We start from the raw sequence: 18735 nt of genomic DNA, 5'->3' as shown, positions 1-18735 counted from the left end.
TTAAAACACTGCCCACATTTTTATGTCAGGATTTTTAATGTTATGGGTGAGGTAAATACTTATGACACTCTCTCCTTGAAAATATTTAAACAATTCGTCTTTTTTGTCTAGTTTATAATAAACATAGCCATTTAGATAAGGAATAGCTGAAGGAATATTTGGAATCTGAATAATATTTAACCCTTTAAGTTGTGTGGCTACTATGTTTTTAATTTTGCTTTACGTTTTGAAGTTTTTTAGTAAATATTCGTGATTGACATCAGCATTAATAGCTAAAAAAAGTTCAGCTTCTTCTAAAATTCCAGCATTATCAAATAACAAGTCATAGAAACCATTCCCATTGTCTATAAGTTTTGCCATTGAATATCTTGGAGAAGTAATTTTTGCAAATAGAATCTTTATATTATTAATTAAAGGAAAGAAGGTTTCATTTAAATTATCGTGTCGGTAAGGGATAAATTCTAAAAAAGAGTTTTCAACACCAAATGCTCCGAGTTCTCCCTGAAATTCAATAAGTTTTTCATATAAATATTCAGGATGTAGTTTATCTTTGTAGATAAGGTAAGAAAAAATTAAAAACCATTTTTTAAGAAGATTTAAAGACAAATAAGTGCTAAAATCTAAAGTGTTTTTTGTTTGGTCAATACCCTTAAAAATTTCCCCAAGTATTTCTTTGTGTCGCTTGATAGAATATAGTGTTTCTTCTAAAAAAGACTTGATAATAGAAAATTTATTGATATGAATACAAGTGGGAATAAAATTTTCTTCAAGCTCTATTTTTTTATCTGAATCTATGTTTTTAATTTTGGCAATAGGAATCTCCAGCTCATCAGGAGTTGCACTGCCTAAAATTCCAAGTTGTAGCCTTAGGCTTGCAACGGTTAAATTAATTTTTTCTTGGGTAAAGGTTGTATTTTGCAAATCTTTTTCATCTACTAGTTCCTTTGAAATATTCTCGTTATGGTCATCATAAATTCTTGAAGCAATAATGCTTCTCAAAGCGAGGTATTTGGAATTAGGAAAATTGTTTTGTAAGGCGACATCAGCGATACTAGCAGTGCCTACGGGAATCTTTAAGACTATAACTGAATTTTCTAACGATTCGTAATTGATTTCTAAAGATTCTGGAAGTAAATCTTGTTCAGGGGCATTAAAAACACTCCCATCTTTAGCGATTCCAGAAATCTTTTCTAGTGCAATCTTGCCTTGCATAAGCATTTCATTGGAAAATTTTAAATCAATAATTCCATAGAGATGGCTTGATGCTTCAATAGTTTTTACATCTATATTTCTCTGAAAATATCTTTCTTGTTGTTCAAAATGAATTTTATCAATATTTAAGCCATTAAACCAAGCAACTTTTAATTGATTTGCCATAGTGCCTTTATCCTAATCTAAAGTTCATTGAATTACTTTGATTCCTTCTTGAGTGATTTCAAAATTTAATGTTTTGTTGCTCCAGAATCCACTTGCATCTTTTGTGCTTACCCAAACTTTGGTTACTTTTTTGTATCATCATTAGCAAATAATGCTAAAATACCAATATAAGGCACTTCTTCATCTTCAACTTTTACGGCTATAATTTCACTCTTTGGAGCAATTTGCAGTTTGAGCGAATCTATTTTGTCTTTACCGAAGAGCACCATCTTCCCTAGTAGTCAAATCTTTATCACTTGCTTCTTTGAATTTTTCAATGTTTTTAAGTTTGTAAATGATAATAGTAAGAGGCACATCATCAGCTCTCTTATTGAGATTTGATTTTTCAATGTTACTAATTCTTACATCTACAGTGTTTGAGCAAGCTCCAAACAGCAAAAAGCATAATAAGAAAACGAAGAATTTTTAATTGAAATAATGGTAAATTTTATGGGATTGCAAGGCAATACATCGCAACTTCCCTCCTATATGCTTGATAAACTCTCAAGAAATGAAGATGGAGGTTCGGGATGGACACTATTTTTTGATTTTTTTAACCATTACATACTTTGGCTTTTCTTTGAAAGTGTGAGTTTAAAGAATTATCCTAGAGGTTTTAAAGAAGATTTCAGTGATTCTATTTCAAAAATTTTATTTTCTATGTTGGGCATTAATGATAAAGAAATTGCTAAAAATTATCTGCCTTTTGCGCCTCTGCTTTTAAGCTCCTCTCGCCCTAAATACTATATAGAAAAAGTGTTACAGAGTAATTTCAATTTGCGCAACAAATTGTATATTATTGAGAATCTTCCGCATCAGATTCTTATTGCTCCTTTTCAAAAAAACAAATTAGGTTTTAAAAATAACATTTTGGGTAAAAATTTTATTTTGGGTAACAAATTTCTTTCATATCAGAGCAAGATAGGTATTTATATCAAAGATATTGAATATTATAAAGCCATAGAATATTTACCCAATCAAAACAAGCATAAAGAACTCAAAGAAAGCATATTATTTCTTACAAATCATCAATTTTGCATTGATTTGTATTTGCGTATTAATCATAATGAAAAAATGAATTTTATCTTAGGCGATGAAAGTGTGGCAAAACTTGGTTGGGGGTTAGCATTGGGGAATTTTAAGAAAAAATACCATTTGATGTGTATCAAAATGCATGAATAAGAGTTTTTCACACCCGTAATTTTAAAAGAGACATTTAAAAACAATAAAAACTTCTATTCTTGAGATTCTACCTATTTTTTAATATATGGGTTATTTTTACACATTGAAAGATTTTTTATAATTTTACAACTTTAAAAATAATGTTTTTAAGCACGATTTCTTTACAATTAAACTTGTAACTTTAAAATTAAATTTTAGGAGGCATTATGCTTGAGATTAGATGGCATAGCCGTGCAGGACAAGGCGCAGTAACCGGAGCAAAAGGTTTAGCAGATGTGATTGCAGGAACGGGCAAGGAAGTGCAAGCCTTTGCATTTTATGGTTCAGCAAAAAGGGGTGCAGCGATGACAGCGTATAACCGAATTGATGAAAATCCAATCTTGAATCACGAAAAATTTATGAATCCAGATTATATTTTAGTCATTGACCCGGGTTTAGTGTATATTACAGACATTTGTGCGAATGAAAAAGATTCTACAAAATATATTATCACAACGCATTTAAGTAAAGAAGAATTTTTGAAATCTAAGCCAGAGCTTAAGGGTAAAGAGGTTTATATTTTGGATTGTATCGGGCTTTCACTAGAAGCTTTTGGCAAATCAATTCCCAATGCACCAATGCTTGGAGCGTTTTTGAAAATTTCAGGTGCGCTTGAATTAGAGTTTTTCTTAGAATCTTTTAAAAAGGTATTAGGTAAAAAACTTCCACAAAAAATTATTGATGCCAATATGGAAGTGATTAGAAAAGCATACAATGAAGTAAAATAGGAGTAAAAATGGATTATAAAGGCTGGAACGAATTTGAAGCAGGTTCAGTGTTGTTTCCTTTTGATAAAAGCGGAAATGAGATGGTGGAGAAGCACGCGGATTCTAGGAAATATCGTCAAGATAGTTCCTATATAGCAAGTGTGGCGCATTGGCGTGTAGAAAAACCCGTGCATAATGTAGAACATTGTATTAATTGTTATTTTTGTTGGGTGTATTGCCCAGATTCTTCAATCTTAGTTAGAGATGAAAAAATGATTGGCGTAGATTATGTGCATTGCAAAGGCTGTGGCGTGTGCGTAGATGTGTGTCCAACTAATCCAAAATCACTTTTGATGTTTAGTGATTATGAGAGCAATGAAAATGCACTTGCAAAATGGCCTCTCAAAGAAGAAAAGAAAAAGGATTAATAATGGCAGAAGTTTATGAATTACAAGAAGTGGAAGTTTGGGACGGCAATATGGCGGCAAGCCACGCAATGAGACAAGCGCAGATTGATGTTGTCTCTGCTTATCCTATTACACCCTCTACACCTATTGTGCAAAATTATGCAACTTTTTTATCTAATGGTTATATTGATGGCGAGTTTGTAATGGTAGAATCCGAGCACGCAGCAATGAGTGGCTGTGTGGGTGCAGCAGCAGCCGGCGGACGTGTAGCAACAGCAACGAGTTCTCAAGGATTTGCCTTGATGGTTGAAGTGCTTTACCAAGCTTCAGGTATGCGTTTGCCGATTGTGTTAAATGTTGTTAATCGTGCCCTTGCAAGTCCATTAAATGTTAATGGAGACCATTCAGATATGTATTTAGGACGTGATGCGGGATGGATAAATTTATGCACCTATAATCCACAAGAAGCGTATGACTTTAACCTTATGGCTTTTAAAATCGCAGAAGATTATGATGTCCGATTGCCTGTGATGGTGCATCAAGACGGATTCATTTGTTCTCATACAGCACAAAGTGTGCGCCCATTAAAAGACGCAGAGGCTTATAAGTTTATTGGTGATTATAAACCTAAAAATGCAATGTTAGATTTTGACCGCCCAGCGACTTATGGCGCACAAACAGAAGAAGATTGGCATTTTGAGCATAAAGCACAATTGCATCACGCAATTATGGATTCTACCAAAGTCATTGAAAGGACTTTTGAAGAATTTGCCAAATTAACGGGACGCAAGTATAATATCGTAGAAAAATATGATATGGAAGATGCAGAAGTTGCGATTGTAGCACTTGGCACAACGGTGGAATCTGCAAGAATTGCTGCAAAAGAAGCGAGGAAAAATGGCATTAAAGCAGGGGTTGTGAGCATTCGTTCGCTTAGACCATTCCCTTATTTAGCTTTTTGTGAAAGTTTAAGTAAAGTCAAAGCAGTGGCATTCTTGGATAGAAGTTTGCCAGCAGGTGCAATGGGAATGCTTTATAATGAAGGCGTTGCTTCTCTTTATCATGGTTCTAATAAGCCTGTTGTTAGTAATTATATTTACGGATTGGGCGGAAGAGATTTAACCCAAAGCCACTTGCAAGAAATATTCAAAGAGTTGCAAGCAGATGCAAAAGCGGGCAAGCTAACACACGCAACACAACAATTTATCGGACTTAGAGGTCCAAAACTCGGATTTAATTAAGGAGTGCGAAATGAGTGAAATTAAAAATTTGAAACAATATTCAAAAGCAAGTGAGCGATTTGAAGGTGCGCATCTTTTGTGTCCGGGTTGTGCGCATGGAATGATTGTGCGTGAAGTTTTGAATGCTACGAATCACCCCTTGTTGATTGCGACTTCTACGGGTTGTTTGGAGGTAAGCACAGCGGTTTATCCTTATACTTCGTGGGACACACCTTGGATTCATATTGGATTTGAAAATAGCTCTACGGCAATTGCGGGCGCAGAGGCAATGTATAAGGCATTGAAACGCAAAAATAGACTTTATAGCGACAAAGAACCTAAGTTTGTAGCTTTTGGTGGAGATGGCTCTACTTACGATATTGGATTCCAATTTATTAGTGGTTGCTTTGAACGTGGGCATAATTTTACCTATGTGTGTTTGGATAATGAAGTGTATGCAAACACAGGAGGACAAAGAAGTAGCTCCACTCCTTTTGGTGCTTCGACGACAACGACTCCAGCGGGACGCGTGAGTTATGGTAAAAAAGATAAGAAAAAAGACTTGCTTTTCATTATGGCAGCACACGGAGCTCCTTATGTCGCGCAAGTTGCTCCTAATAAGTGGAAAGATATGAGCAAAAAAATCAAAACCGCTATTGAAACAGAGGGACCAACTTTTATTAACGCAATGAGTGCCTGCACCACAGAATGGAGATTCCCTTCCAATCAAACCATTGAAATGAGTGATTTGGCAGTAGATTCACTCGTGTTTCCACTTTTTGAAATTATCAATGGAAGAGAATTGAAAATCACCTATCGCCCTAAAAATATCGTGCCTGTACGTGATTATTTGGGTGCTCAAGCAAGGTTTAAACATTTATTTAAGCCAGAGAATGAACATATCATTGAGCAATGGCAAAAAAATGTGAATGAATATTGGGAATATTTGCAACGACGCGAAGAAGCAAAAGTATAGAGTTATAAAGGCAAGGCTGAATTTACAGCTTTGCGATTTTGTAATATTTTGGGTTTGAGAGATAAACCTAACTGAAGTTATTTTTTAAAGGAAATAAAATGAAGCCAGAAAATGCGGTAGAGAGAGTAAAAAATCATCTTGCCTACAAATTAGGACAGGAGATGATAAAGAGTAGTCAGCGGGGGGGGGGGACTTTTATTTAGAATCTTAAAAGTCGTTAAAAATCATAAAAAAGAAATAAAAGCTTATCAGCGAGCAATTCAAGATTCCCCCCTCTTGAAATATCCAACTCTAAAGTCTTTAAAAGATTATCCTCAAGCCCTAGAGATTCAAAATCAACTTGGCTATCGTTTGGGAGAAGAATTTCTTAACGCTTGTAAATTTTGGTGGTGTGGAGGCTTGCTCTACTTTGTGCTTAGGATTCCAAAACTAAAGGCAGAGGCGAGAGTCAAATGGGAACTAAAACAGGCGAATGCAACGGTAATTACAAATCTGCAAAATCAAATCCAAAGAATCACGAATGTTCAAAACCTAATCAAGTCTGCTCTTTGCGATTCTAATGGAATCGGATATTTGGATTTGTGTTTGCAAAATGCTTATGTGCCAAGAAAATATTATTTTATTTTTTATCAATTACTTCACAAAACACAAGAATCTAAAATGCCCCTAATTTGCGTTGATGGCGGAGCACATAAAGGCGTGATTACAGACATAATTTTGCAATGTGGCGGGATATCTTATGCTTTTGAACCGAATATTTATCTTGCGGCATTTTTGCAAAAGAAATATCAAAAGAATCCAAATGTGGTTTTATATCCCAATGCGATTTCAGATAAGAATTACACAGCTCAATTTTTGGAATATGGGCTATTAAGTAATGGGAATCGTCTTGAGCATTGCGGTGACGGTAAGAGAGGCTATGCAGTGGAGGTGTTGGACTTAACAGAGATTCTTTGGGAGATTTTGAAGAGCAACCAACGCATTTATCTAGTCAAACTTGATGTGGAGGGTGCGGAGTTTGAGATTTTGGATAAAATCATTGAGCAGGGGCTTTGGAAAAGGATAGATTATATTGTGTGCGAAGCTCACGAGAGATTTTTTATTGATGGTGTGGAGAAAATGCAAAATCTTAACGATAAAATAAAGGAAAACAAAATAGAAAATATTTTATTAGATTGGATGTAGCAGCAATATTTTGCAGATTCGTAAATCCTCATAAACTTAATTCTTAATCAATGTTAATTTATTGCTTGAAAGATTCTGCATTTTGGATTAATTCTAAAATGCAAGCTGCAAAATCTTTGGAATCATTAGGACATTTTGCGACACGATAGTCTTGGATATTGTGTTTTTGTGCTTCAAGCTTATATTGATAAGAAAGCTCAAAATCTGTTTCAGAATTATCCATCGTAAAGGCAATAGGATAAATCAGTAGTTTTTTGTTTTGATAATATGGCAGAATCTCCTGTAAATTTGGTTCTAGCCATTTGATAGGACCAATTTTAGATTGGTAAGCGATTCTAATGCTTGCAAATTCTATTTTGTTTTTTGTTAGCATTGACTTTAGAATTTCAATATTTTCTAAAATTTCCTTTTGATAAGGGTCGCCTTTGGTAATATTTCTTTGCGGTAAGGAATGTGCGGAAAAAATAAGATGAAATTCCTTAGAATCCTTGTTATTGAGTGCCTCTAGGATTCGTTTTATAATCATATAATTATAGGATTCTTGTTGATAATAACGATTGACAATTTTAATCTTTGGCTCAAAATGATTTTCCTTTAAAGCGCGAAAAAAATCTTGCATTGAAGAAGTTGTTGTCGTATGGCTAAAATGCGGATACATACTAAAAAGCACGATTTCATTAATATTTTTTCGTTTAAGTTCTTGCACGATTGTAGTGGCAAAAGGCGGAGTATAGCGCATCGCATAAGTATAATAATATTGAGGATTGAGTTGTTTTAGTCTCTCACAAAGTGCAAAGGTATGTGCGACAAGAGGAGATTTTCCACCAATTTTTTGATAGTTGCTTTGGGATTCCTCTAAACGTTTATTGACGATAAAACTCCCAATGATTTTGCGCAAAAAATCACTTTTAATAGGCAAAATATAGGGGTCAGCAAACATATTTTGCAAAAATGTTTTGACTTCAAAAAGTGAATTAGGTCCTCCCATATTTAGAAGGACGATAGCGGTTTTATAATGAGATTCTAATGAGGTATTGTTAGATTGTGAATCTTGTATTGTATTGGATTCTAGCATTTGTGATTCTCCAATGCAGATTTATTCTTTGGTGCGTAAGTTAATCATACCGCAGAAATTTTTGCCCTGATAGACTTCTACACGGAAGATGCTATGTGCTTTGTCTAGGGAATATCTTTTGTCAATGTTCGTTTTATTGATTAAAATATCGTGCTCACTAATGACGCCCTTTTTGGAGTAGCCGATGACATTAATGCGCACTCCCTCTTGCTTGCGCACCAAGAAATCTTGTTGGAAATCCAAAGTCTCGCCGAAGTTTGCTTCTACCTTTTTGCCATCTAGCTCTATTCCTGTGGTTTGCAAACTGCATTGCATAGGGAAAACATCAGGTTTTAAAAGGCTGATTCGTTTGTGCCCGATATAAACTTCATATCCCTCCTTGACTTTTTTGACGCGTCCTAATGGGTGGGTGAAGTCAAAGACATTATTCTGTGATAAAAGTGGTGCGAAATTGATAATGCTTCGGATTCCGCTTAAATCTAATGTAACATTATGATTGATTTTTAAGCTGCCAAAGTCATTAACCTTTTGTGTGACATTTTCCAAGTTTAATTCAATCTTTTTTTCAAACTTAATGCCCAAAATTTCCATTAATGCTTCAATGGAGCTTAGTTGATAGAGTGTTTTAAGGGGTAATTCCGTGATATTTTTACTCGTTTCGATTGCTAGAGCGGGTTTTAAATGCGTGATAGCAAAAAATGTAAGGGAGTTTTGCTGCTCTTCGTCTTTGATTCTTGTTTCTGTGTTGCGCACACCAAAGGTGTGAAAATCATAGTGCAAACGTTGGTTTAGCTTGGATTCTATTTGCTTGGCAATGGAATCTAAATCCCCAAAAGGCACATTGTCTAAAGTCTTTTGGTCAATCACATAAGTTTGCCCCCAAGCTTTAGGGTTGAAAATAGAATTTTCCCATTTTTCCCGATAGAACCCGTGCCCATCGTGTAGATTAATGATAAAATCTACTTCTTTATTCGTGATAAGCTCTTTGATAGTTTGGACATTGTCGAAGTCTGGGTCATTGCGTTTAATAACTGCGAACTTGCGATTCATATCTTTATAAACCCCGCGTCTAAAGGCTAAAATACTATCTGGATTCAAATTTGGCACGACAATCACTTTGCCTTTCGTGATTTGATAAAAGTCCATTAATAGCGCAGGGGCAAAGAATCCACCCGGCTCATCTCCGTGGATTCCTCCAATGACTAATAATGTGATTCCATCTTGTTTGCCTTTTAATTCGTAAATATCAAAGGGGGTATTTTTTTTAGGAGTAGTTTCCTTTATTGTTATGTTGGCTTTTTGTTTTTTTGCCATTGCGATTCCATTTAATAAGCATACGCCAAGCAAAAGACAAATTAAAGTTTTTATGCTTTTCAAATTCTATCCTTGAGAATGTAGTGCGCCATTTCCAAGATTCTGTGCGAATAGCCCCATTCATTATCATACCAAGTCATAATTTTTGCCATATTTCCCCCAACTACAAAGGTTAAATCAAGTGCTACAATGCCACTCAAAGGGCAACCAATAAAGTCTTGCGAAACGCCGAAATGCGTATCTATTCCCAAAATTCCTTGCAGTTTATTAGTGGCTGCTTCTTTGAAAATTGCATTGATTTCTTCTTTGGTGGTGTTTTTGAGTAGGTTAATATTTAAATCCACCATAGAAACATTGGGTACAGGCACACGCACGCTATGTCCGTGTAATTTGTCCTTCATTTGGGGCAAGACTAAATGCAATGCTTTGGCTGCTCCGGTTGTGGTTGGAATGATATTGACTGCGGCTGCGCGGGAGCGGCGAAAATCATTTTTACGATGTGCTGCATCAATAAGATTTTGGTCGTTGGTATAACTATGAATGGTGGTTAAGATTCCTTTTTCTACGCCGAAAGCTTCATCAAGCAACATTATAACGGGAGCAAGCGCATTGGTGGTGCAGCTTGCATTAGAGATAATCTGCTCGCCTTGATAGTCTTTGTGATTTACACCTAGCACAAAAGTCTTGGTGTCATCTTTGGCAGGAGCAGAAAAAATCACGCGTTTAGCTCCCTTTTGCAAATGCGATTCTACTTCTTTTTGTGTTAAAAATAAGCCACTTGCTTCAATAACAACTTCTGCACCTAAAATATCAATTTCTTGTGGTGTTTTGCTCTGTGAAAAAGGAATCTTTGTGCCATTAAAAATCAAATGATTTCTTTCTTCGCACTGGATTTGTGTATTGTGATGAACAGAATCGTGTGTTAAGAGATAGCTTAGAATTTCTGGATTTGCAATATCATTAATGCCGACAATTTCAATCTTATCTTGCATTTCACAGAGTGCAACGCGCGCAATGCAACGTCCGATTCTGCCAAATCCATTAATGAAGATTTTAATTTTTTTCATTTTGTTTCCATAATTATTTAATAAAGGCAAAATTGTAGCATATTTAATGCAATTCTCAATAAATTTTGGATACAATTCCGCGTTTAATTTAAAATACAAGGATTACACAATGTCATTATATGATAGAAAACCCCTAAATAATTATGATGGTTATCAAGTGGATACAAATAATCAAGCTTTTGAGCAAAGTGATATTGCGCTTGTTAGTTTTGTAAAGCAAACTTACCAGCTTTTTGCAGGTTCTTTACTTGCGGCAACGGTTGGAGCGTATGTCGGAATCTCTACATTTGGAGATTTGGTTTCACAATACTACATCGGTTTTGTGATTTTAGAATTTGCTTTATTATTTGGCTTAATGTTTGCTAGGGCAAAAGAAGGGATTAATTTAGTCTTGCTTTTTGCTTTTACTTTCACAACAGGTTTAACCTTAACCCCGATTCTTAGTAGAATCTTAGGCTTGCCAGGTGGAGCAGCAATTGTAGCGCAGGCATTTTTGCTTACGACCGCAATTTTTGGAGTGATGAGTATTTTTGCCTTGCGCACAAAAAAAGATTTGGCAAGTATGGGCAAAATGCTATTTATTGCACTTATCATAGTTGTTGTGGGCTCTTTGATTAATCTATTCTTGGGGAGTCCGATTCTACAAGTCGCTTTAGCAGGAGTGGGGGCAATTTTGTTTAGTATCTTTATCGCTTATGATACACAAAATATCGTGCGCGGTTTGTATGATAGCCCTGTAATGGCGGCTGTTAGCCTCTATTTAGATTTTCTAAATTTATTCATTTCTTTGCTTCAACTCCTTGGAATCTTTAGTTCCAGAGACTAATCTAGGCTATCCTTTGCGCAGTTTGCGCATTATAGATGCCAACCTCAATCGCTTGCGCGAAGGGATTCGCGTGGTTGAGGATATTTTGCGTTATGGATTCCAGCATCAATCCTTTGCGCTTGATCTCAAGACACTTCGTCATCAATGTTCTTTAGAATGTTATTTGGAGTTGCTCAATACGCGTGATTCCGAAAATGATGTTTTAAAGCCCTCTACCAAAGAGGAACAAAATCGTGAAAATCTCCAAAGTGTTTTTATTGCGAATTTTAAACGCGCACAAGAATCTGCCCGCGTGCTTGAAGAGATTTTGAAGCTAGATTCCATTCAAGAGAGTGAGAAATTTAAGGGGATTCGTTATAGGCTTTATGATTTAGAGAAGCAAGTGCTTTTAGAAATTTTCAAATAATCTTTTTATTTTTATACCAGTTTGTTAGATGACGACTTTAGGAATATAAGCGTGCAAATGCACGAGAATCTCATAGGGAATCGTCCGAAATGCTTGGGCTAATGGGCGCACATCATTAAAAATACAGACTTCTTCTTGTGCTGATTCTATGCTGATACAATCCATAGAGGAACGAGGCAGAATTTTAAACCCTTCCGCGCTGAAAATCTCCATATCTTCGTGGATTCGGAACAATCCATCACCATAGCCAATATCATAAGTGGAGATTATCTTATCGTCTTTTAAAGTACTTGTGCCGCTATAACCAATTCTTGCGCCTGCTTTAAGATTCAAAGTAGAGATTCTTTGCGCAAAAAGTGCAGCAATGGGTTGGAGGTTTGGAGTAAAAAAAGCAGAATCTTGGCATAAGTAGCCATAGAATGCGATTCCAATGCGAAAGAGGTCATCTTGTAATTCTTGTGGTAAATGTTTTTGTGTTTCTTGAGTGCGAAAAGCACCAGAGGAATTTAAAGAGTGGAATCGTGGCTTGGGGATTTTATAATGCGCACAAAGCCGCAAAGATTCTTGCTTGATTGCCAAAAATTCCATATTTTGTGTGTAAAATTCGCTACCTAAATCATCACCGAATCCATTATGCGTGAAAATCCCCTTGAGATTCAAATGATTTTTGCTAATGATTTGAAACGCTTGGTTAAGCTCTTCCTTTGTGATTCCGTTGCGGTGCATTCCGCTATTGACTTTGAGTTCAATATTGGTATTTTTTGGATAGTTTTGTAGGGATTCTACGCTTGATGCGGAGAAATAAATCTTGGGGGATTGCAGTGCTTCTTTGAAAGAGGAATCGTAAGGCAATGAATAGGGATATAGAATCGTAATGTGATGAAAAAAGGGCGCGACATATAAGGCTTCGTGGGCATTTTTAACAAAGGCACTTGTGATATTGACGCGTTTAGAGAGTTCAGCAATTTCTTTGATTCCATGTCCATAGGCATTGTCTTTTAGGACAATAGCGATTTTTTCGGGGTTTTTCGGGGTGATAGTATTTAAAATAACTTGATAATTATGTAGAAACTTTTTAGAATCTATTTGTAGATAAGGCATCTAAGAAAACCCCCTCTCCAAGAGGGAAAGGGTTATTTGCTAGCTTCAGGAAGCTTAGAAATGTAATCTGCTACTGCATCAATATCTGCGTCAGTGAGTTTAAAGTTTTTCATGTTTGCATACATAATTGCTTTCGCACCACCATTATCCGCAGTTCCTGCTGCATAGCCGTTGAGTTGCTCTACCAATCTTTCTTTTGGCATTCCAGCGATGGTTACACCACCTTTACTTCCGGGAGCTACTTTTTCAGCATTTGCTCCGTGACACGCGACACATTTTTTATAAATTGCCGCACCATCACTTGCCATTAAACAGCCAGCTGCTAATACAATTCCTAGTAAAATCTTTTTCATAGTTAAACTCCTTTATGATTAAGATATTTGTAATCATATCTTTTTAATATAAAACCATTCTAAAAATTTTGCAAGATTTGTTGAAATTTTTTGCAAATTGTGAGTTTTAATGATTTTTGCTTGGCGTTTTATATGGAATCCTAAAAATTAGTGTTACAATGTCGCACAAATTATTCTTTAAGTTTTTTTAGGATTAGATATTTGAAAATATTTAAGATTTTTGGGACGACACTAGAGGCAAAAGCGCGCGTATTGGTGTTTAATATTGCTTCAGGGTTGCTTTCTTTGGCGGTTGTTTCCTATGTCTATTATTTTAGTTTAAAATACGATTATGATGTCCTTTTTGCTGAATATAGCCAATCCCTCATTAGCTTGGAGGGATTGCGTAAAAGTGTCAATGACGCCCAAGAATTATTAATAAGGGGTAAGGAAAGAGAGATTGTAAAGACTCAAGAAGCCATTATCACGCAATGGACGAATTATCAAAACTTACAGAGCAATCTTTTAAGCGAAAGTTATTTCACGCATTTTTTGTTAAAAATCTATTATCTTTTTGGCAAAGAAAACCTAAACTTGTACGAAAAATCTAATTTTAAAGAGAATCTTAATCATCTCAATAGCGTGATTAATGAATATCTTGTTTTGTTACAAAATGTTATACAAGAAATTCCCAATCAAGAGGAGATTTCCAAGCAGAGTGCAGAGAATCTTAATCAAGAAATTTCACGAATGATTGATGCAAGCTCGCGTTTCATAGAGATTAAAAAAGAGCGCAATAATACACTCTTTAGTGTTGTGCATAAAGTCGTTTTGGTGATGATGTGCTTGATTATGCTCACGACAATTTTGCTTAGTTTTTTGATTTTGCGCAATATCAAAAGTCTGTATGCAATGTCGGAGAAAAGAGTGCAAGAAAAGACTAAGGAATTACAGAATCTCAATAATTCTCTACAAGAAAAAATAGAACAAGAAGTGCTTGAGAGCCGTAAAAAAGACCAAATTATGTATCAGCAAGCACGGCTTGCGAGTATGGGAGAGATGATTGGCAATATTGCGCATCAGTGGCGGCAGCCTTTAAATGCGCTGATGTTGTTGATTCAGACATTTAAGGTGAAGTCCCAAAATGGAAAACTAACACAAGAATTTATTGATTTGCAAGTCAATGATGGCTTGAAAATTGCTAAGGCAATGTCCCAAACAATTGAGGATTTTCGTAACTTCTTCCATTCCTCTAGCGACAAAGAAGTCTTTAACCTAAAGGAAAATATCCAAGATTCTCTTTCGCTCGTCAATGCGTTTTTGAAACAAAATGAAATTAGCGTTACGGTGGATTGTCCAGAGCATATTGAGCTTTATGGCTATAAAAATGCCTTTTCACAAGTGATTTTGAATCTTATCAAAAACTCTGAAGATGTCTTAAAAGACCGCTTGATTTCTCCTGCTAGGATTTATATTGTCGTCAGTATGGAAAATGATGGAGCAATGAAAGAATTTTCATCTAAAGGTTGTGTTAAGATTCTCTTTACAGATAATGGGGGAGGTGTGAAACTAGAGGATATTCAGAAGATTTTTGAACCCTATTTCACAACCAAGCATAAATCAGTCGGCACAGGAATCGGGCTATATATGTCCAAACAAATTATAGAAAAACAAATGCAAGGTAGCATTGAAGTGCGGAATGTGCGCTATAATGATAAATTGAATTTATGCAAAGAAGAAGTATGTATGCTAGATTGTCCCGTCAAAGACGGCACTTGTGGGGCACAATTTATCATCACGATTCCACTTAGAAGTGAAGAGTAAGGAGAGAGTATGCTGTCAAAAAATGATGAGAAGATTTTAAAAAATTTAAAAGTTCTCTATGTTGAAGACGAAGAAGATATATTGAAATTTGCTTCTATGGTGCTTGAGGATTATGTAGATAAGCTTCTCATTGCGCGTAATGGGAAAGAGGCTTTAGAGATTCTAAAAAATGAAAATGTTGATTTGATTATTACAGATATTTTAATGCCCAAGCTTAATGGTATAGAGCTAATCCGAGAGATTCGTAAGAATCCGCTTTGGGATTTATCTGTCATCGTGGTAACCGCACATACAGAAACGCGTTATTTGCTAGATTGCATTGAGCTAAGAGTAGAGGGATATATTTTAAAACCAATTGATGTAGAGGAATTATTAAAAACAATTTTTCGTGCAACTTTGCCCAAATATCAAGCGAGTGAGTTGCGTGCTAAAAATGCTCTTTTGAATGCGATTTCTGTGTTTGTTGGTGGTAAGAAAATTGAGATTATCAAGTATCTCATTGAGCATAGCGATAGCGAAAATATTTTTTATGGTTCTTATGAGGATATTGTGCAGGAAGTAGGTGTGAGCAAGCCCACAGTAGTCAAAACATTTCACCAACTGATTGATACAGGTTTGCTTGTGCGTTTGAAAAACAAGATTTACAAATTTCAGCCCGATATTTCACAATACAAAGAGGAATCTTAAAAAAGGTGAGAAGTTGGATTATTTTAGGTGTTCTTGATTCATTAAAGATTATAATTCAGGCAAAAAGTATCAATAAGTTAAGATTAGTTTAAGAAAGCAGAATGGAAAATAGAAAAGATGTATTTTATCTCGCAGGTTATGATCCACGTAGTTATCGCTACTATTATATGCTTTTGAAGCGGAATCTCTATAAGCAAAACCATCTCAATGGATTAAATTTAAATCTTTCCCCTTGTAATCAGGAGAATAAGATTCCTTATTGCGTGATTTTTGGCGAACAATCTCAAGTGAATTATCATTTTTTGCAATGGGACGAGGTTGTTAAGAAATATTGGGCAAAAAACTTATTTGACTTTGTGTTGGATTTTATCTATTCTTTTAGATGTTATGTCCTCTCTGGTGTTATCAGAGATGTTGCCAAACAATCTAGGACACAATTAATTGCGGGATTGTATCCGATTTTATATTTCTGTTTGAGTTACGCACTTAGTTTTGTCGGAATCTTTTATTTGTTTGAAGCCATTCAATCGTGGAATCTTTTTGTTGCAATTGCCTGTGCGCTTCTTTGTGTATGGATTGCAACAAAGATAATTTTGTATCTAGGACAGAAGCTTGCAGTTTTTTGGTTGTCAAATATTTATGTTTTTTGTGCCAAGTATGCGACAGGCGAGATTGCGGAGGCGCAACTTCTGATAGATGAATTTAGTGATGTGATTGTTAAAACATTGCAAAAAAATCAAGAGACCAAAAACTATGAATTGATTTTCTGTGCGCATAGCGTAGGAACGATTCTATTAATTAGTATTGCAGCAAAAGTCGTTAGAATCGCACAAGAACAAAAGCTTGATTTGCGCACCTTTAAGATTCTGACACTTGGGCAATGTATCCCTCTTGCGAGTTTTCAAAGAGATAACCAAGAGTTTAAAGCTGACTTAAAAACTCTTGGCGATACACCTCTTGTGTGGTTTGACTTTACTGCTAAGATTGATGGGGCTTGCTTCCCTCTGCTTGATTTTTTTTGCGCCTCTGGAATTTCTACGAGATTCAAGCCGCAGTTTTTATCCCCTAGATTTCATCAGCTTTTTACTCCTAAAACTTACAAAAAAATACGTTATAATTGGTATTTAGCACACTTTTTATATTTATATTCTAATGAGATTTTGGGCGCATACGATTTTTTTAATTTTGTTGGTGGTAAAAATACTTTAGAATCCAAGATAAGGGGTGTTTAATGGGGCAATGTCCGTTTTTTCCTAAACCACATAAAAATAAAGCAAGCTTGCTTACAACATTTTTTCTCAAACGTCGCTCTTGGCTTGATGGATTGTATGAAAAAAGTTATAAGATGAAATCAGGACAAGTCCAAATGCCAGGATTCAATCTTTATATTGCCAATCACCCTAAAGATGTGCATCGTATAATGGTGGAGGAAGTGCGAAAATTTCCCAAAAGTAATTGGTTGCACCAGCTTTTAAAGCCCTTGCTTGGGGAAAGTATCTTTACAACGAATGGCGCAGTGTGGCAGAAGCAAAGAGAACTTCTGCGTCCGAGTTTTGAGCAGGCACGCATTACAAAAGTCTTTGGCTTGATGAGTGAAGCCGTAGAGGATATGATGAAAAAGCTCGCACTTTATCCTAATGGTGGAATCGTAGAGGTAGATGAAGTGATGACTTTTGTAACCGCTGATGTGATTTTTCGCACGATTCTATCGCAAAAATTAGATGAGGTGCGCGGAAAAGGAGTGTTAGACGCTTTTGTAGTGTTTCAAGAACAGACCGTGCATACAGCAATTCGTAAAATGTTTTGTATTCCAGAGTGGATTTCTTATTTGCTAGGAGAGAACAAACGCAAGAGGGCGGGGGAGACGATTCGTAGAGTTTTGGCAGAAATCATCAAACCGCGTTATGATGCGGTGAGTGCAGGGAATAAGAGCGAATACGAGGATATTTTAGCCTCATTGTTAGAAGTAGTAGAACCAGAAAGTGGCAAACGATTTAGCTTTGAGGAAATTTTAGACCAAGTTGCAATGTTGTTTTTGGCAGGACACGAGACTTCTGCGAGTGCTTTGACTTGGACTCTGTATATTTTGAGTATTTCTCCAAAGGAACAGGAAAAAGCCTATCAAGAAATTTGTGAAGTCGCAGGTGAGGAGATTCTAACTTTGCAGCATTTGCGCAAATTAAAATATGTCTCTAATATTTTTAAAGAATCTTTGCGTCTTTATCCTCCTGTTGGTTTTTTTGCAAGGACAGCAAAAGAGGAAGTCAAGATTCAAAACAAGCTTATTCAAGCAGGAGATGGCGTGGTAGTTGCTCCTTGGCTCATTCAAAGACACGAGAGTTATTGGAAAAATCCACACGAGTTTAATCCTAGTCGTTTTGAAGACAAAAGCGCGATTCAAAAGGATACTTATTTGCCCTTTGGAATGGGTGAGCGCATTTGTATTGGACAAGGATTTGCTATACAAGAGGCAATTTTGATTTTAGCCAATATTTTAAGAGCTTATCAGCTGAAATTGCGAGAGGATTTTGTCCCTGATGTCGTAGGACGTTTGACGATTCGTTCGGCAAATGGAATGCAGATTTATTTTACCAAGAGAAAAATTTAATGAAAGAAAAGTTAGCAGGCACTTTATTGCTATGCGCACTCGTTCCTTTGATGATTATTGGCTATTTGCTTATTGTGATTGTAGGGACTTTTGGTAAGGTTTCGCGTGTGCGGCAGGGAGTGAGGGCTTTAGACCACTTTGTCAATGCAACTTTATTTAATGGTTATGCGTGGGAATCTGTTTCTTCGCATGCGTGGCGCGAACGTGAAAAGAAATGGGCAAAAATTGTGATAAGAATTACAGATTGTTTTCAAAAAGACCATTGCAAACGTGCGAACGCAAGGGAACAAGCCATCATTGATTTGGTATTGAAAAAGCGTTTGAACGAACAAACGATTGGCAAACAATTATAAAAATTTACAA

The 18735-nt window shown here is 35.9% G+C and carries 19 protein-coding genes and 2 pseudogenes; 14 read left to right on the top strand and 7 right to left on the bottom strand.

What is annotated here, in order from left to right:
• Window positions 1–1377, bottom strand: a pseudogene (tssK, locus tag HDT10_RS07260) (type VI secretion system baseplate subunit TssK).
• Between the two features lie 122 nt (window positions 1378–1499).
• Entirely contained in the window at window positions 1500–1646 is a 147-nt protein-coding gene (locus HDT10_RS07255; RefSeq protein ID WP_290881698.1) for a hypothetical protein, read from the bottom strand.
• A gap of 181 nt (window positions 1647–1827) precedes the next feature.
• On the opposite strand from HDT10_RS07255, the pseudogene HDT10_RS07250 reads away from it, so the two are divergent.
• The 7 genes and pseudogenes from HDT10_RS07250 to HDT10_RS07220 all read left to right on the top strand — a co-directional run.
• Window positions 1828–2598 (top strand): annotated as a pseudogene (locus HDT10_RS07250) (type VI secretion system baseplate subunit TssG); the annotation flags it as partial.
• 206 nt (window positions 2599–2804) lie between these two features.
• The gene (locus tag HDT10_RS07245; RefSeq protein WP_290881693.1) at window positions 2805–3365 is read left to right on the top strand and encodes a pyruvate flavodoxin oxidoreductase subunit gamma; all 561 of its coding nucleotides are present in this window, start codon (window positions 2805–2807) and stop codon (window positions 3363–3365) included.
• 8 nt (window positions 3366–3373) lie between these two features.
• Complete coding sequence (locus tag HDT10_RS07240) at window positions 3374–3772, top strand: 4Fe-4S dicluster-binding protein (protein WP_290881691.1); 399 nt, start codon at window positions 3374–3376, stop codon at window positions 3770–3772.
• Window positions 3773–3774: 2 nt separating this feature from the next.
• Window positions 3775–4992 carry a 2-oxoacid:ferredoxin oxidoreductase subunit alpha gene (locus tag HDT10_RS07235; RefSeq protein ID WP_290881688.1) on the top strand — a complete coding sequence of 406 codons (1218 nt, stop codon included), beginning with the start codon at window positions 3775–3777 and terminating at the stop codon, window positions 4990–4992.
• A gap of 10 nt (window positions 4993–5002) precedes the next feature.
• On the top strand, window positions 5003–5947 hold the full coding sequence (locus tag HDT10_RS07230; RefSeq protein WP_290881686.1) for a thiamine pyrophosphate-dependent enzyme: 945 nt from the start codon (window positions 5003–5005) through the stop codon (window positions 5945–5947).
• 98 nt (window positions 5948–6045) lie between these two features.
• Window positions 6046–6150: a sugar transferase gene (locus HDT10_RS07225; protein WP_290881685.1), complete on the top strand. Its 105-nt coding sequence runs from the start codon at window positions 6046–6048 to the stop codon at window positions 6148–6150.
• Window positions 6151–6223: 73 nt separating this feature from the next.
• Window positions 6224–7132, top strand: a complete 909-nt coding sequence (locus tag HDT10_RS07220; protein ID WP_290881682.1) for an FkbM family methyltransferase — start codon at window positions 6224–6226, stop codon at window positions 7130–7132.
• Between the two features lie 58 nt (window positions 7133–7190).
• Here the strand turns inward: HDT10_RS07220 and hemH are convergent, their stop codons facing one another.
• The 3 genes from hemH to gap are packed head-to-tail and all read right to left on the bottom strand — an operon-like array spanning window position 7191 to window position 10588.
• Complete coding sequence (gene hemH / locus HDT10_RS07215; protein WP_290881680.1) at window positions 7191–8207, bottom strand: ferrochelatase; 1017 nt, start codon at window positions 8205–8207, stop codon at window positions 7191–7193.
• 21 nt (window positions 8208–8228) lie between these two features.
• Window positions 8229–9584 (bottom strand): M99 family carboxypeptidase catalytic domain-containing protein, encoded by a 1356-nt coding sequence (locus tag HDT10_RS07210; RefSeq protein ID WP_290881678.1) that lies wholly within the window; start codon window positions 9582–9584, stop codon window positions 8229–8231.
• A complete protein-coding gene (gene gap, locus HDT10_RS07205) occupies window positions 9581–10588 on the bottom strand; it encodes a type I glyceraldehyde-3-phosphate dehydrogenase (RefSeq protein ID WP_290881676.1) in 1008 nt (335 codons plus the stop codon). Before gap ends, HDT10_RS07210 begins: the two co-directional genes overlap by 4 nt.
• Window positions 10589–10697: 109 nt before the next feature.
• Here gap and HDT10_RS07200 point away from each other — a divergent pair, with 109 nt between their 5' ends.
• Window positions 10698–11414 (top strand): Bax inhibitor-1/YccA family protein, encoded by a 717-nt coding sequence (locus tag HDT10_RS07200; RefSeq protein ID WP_290881675.1) that lies wholly within the window; start codon window positions 10698–10700, stop codon window positions 11412–11414.
• A 22-nt stretch (window positions 11415–11436) separates the two neighbouring features.
• On the top strand, window positions 11437–11820 hold the full coding sequence (locus tag HDT10_RS07195; RefSeq protein WP_290881744.1) for a thiamine-phosphate pyrophosphorylase: 384 nt from the start codon (window positions 11437–11439) through the stop codon (window positions 11818–11820).
• 24 nt (window positions 11821–11844) lie between these two features.
• On the opposite strand, the gene HDT10_RS07190 is transcribed toward HDT10_RS07195, so the two are convergent.
• A complete protein-coding gene (locus HDT10_RS07190) occupies window positions 11845–12921 on the bottom strand; it encodes an alanine racemase (protein WP_290881673.1) in 1077 nt (358 codons plus the stop codon).
• A gap of 32 nt (window positions 12922–12953) precedes the next feature.
• Complete coding sequence (locus HDT10_RS07185) at window positions 12954–13274, bottom strand: c-type cytochrome (protein ID WP_290881672.1); 321 nt, start codon at window positions 13272–13274, stop codon at window positions 12954–12956.
• A gap of 201 nt (window positions 13275–13475) precedes the next feature.
• Between HDT10_RS07185 and HDT10_RS07180 the strand changes: the two genes are divergently transcribed.
• The 5 genes from HDT10_RS07180 to HDT10_RS07160 all read left to right on the top strand — a co-directional run bounded on the left by HDT10_RS07180 (window position 13476) and on the right by HDT10_RS07160 (window position 18725).
• Complete coding sequence (locus HDT10_RS07180; protein WP_290881671.1) at window positions 13476–15077, top strand: HAMP domain-containing sensor histidine kinase; 1602 nt, start codon at window positions 13476–13478, stop codon at window positions 15075–15077.
• 9 nt (window positions 15078–15086) lie between these two features.
• Window positions 15087–15764, top strand: a complete 678-nt coding sequence (locus tag HDT10_RS07175; RefSeq protein ID WP_290881670.1) for a response regulator — start codon at window positions 15087–15089, stop codon at window positions 15762–15764.
• A 101-nt stretch (window positions 15765–15865) separates the two neighbouring features.
• Complete coding sequence (locus HDT10_RS07170; protein ID WP_290881667.1) at window positions 15866–16996, top strand: hypothetical protein; 1131 nt, start codon at window positions 15866–15868, stop codon at window positions 16994–16996.
• A complete protein-coding gene (locus HDT10_RS07165) occupies window positions 16996–18372 on the top strand; it encodes a cytochrome P450 (protein WP_290881663.1) in 1377 nt (458 codons plus the stop codon). The genes HDT10_RS07170 and HDT10_RS07165 overlap by 1 nt, the downstream gene beginning before the upstream one ends.
• A complete protein-coding gene (locus HDT10_RS07160; RefSeq protein ID WP_290881661.1) occupies window positions 18372–18725 on the top strand; it encodes a hypothetical protein in 354 nt (117 codons plus the stop codon). Before HDT10_RS07165 ends, HDT10_RS07160 begins: the two co-directional genes overlap by 1 nt.
• Window positions 18726–18735 lie beyond the last annotated feature (10 nt).

It is taken from the genome of Helicobacter sp. (assembly GCF_014799995.1).
Classification (GTDB): domain Bacteria; phylum Campylobacterota; class Campylobacteria; order Campylobacterales; family Helicobacteraceae; genus Helicobacter_D.
This window is presented reverse-complemented; position numbering and strand designations above follow the sequence as displayed.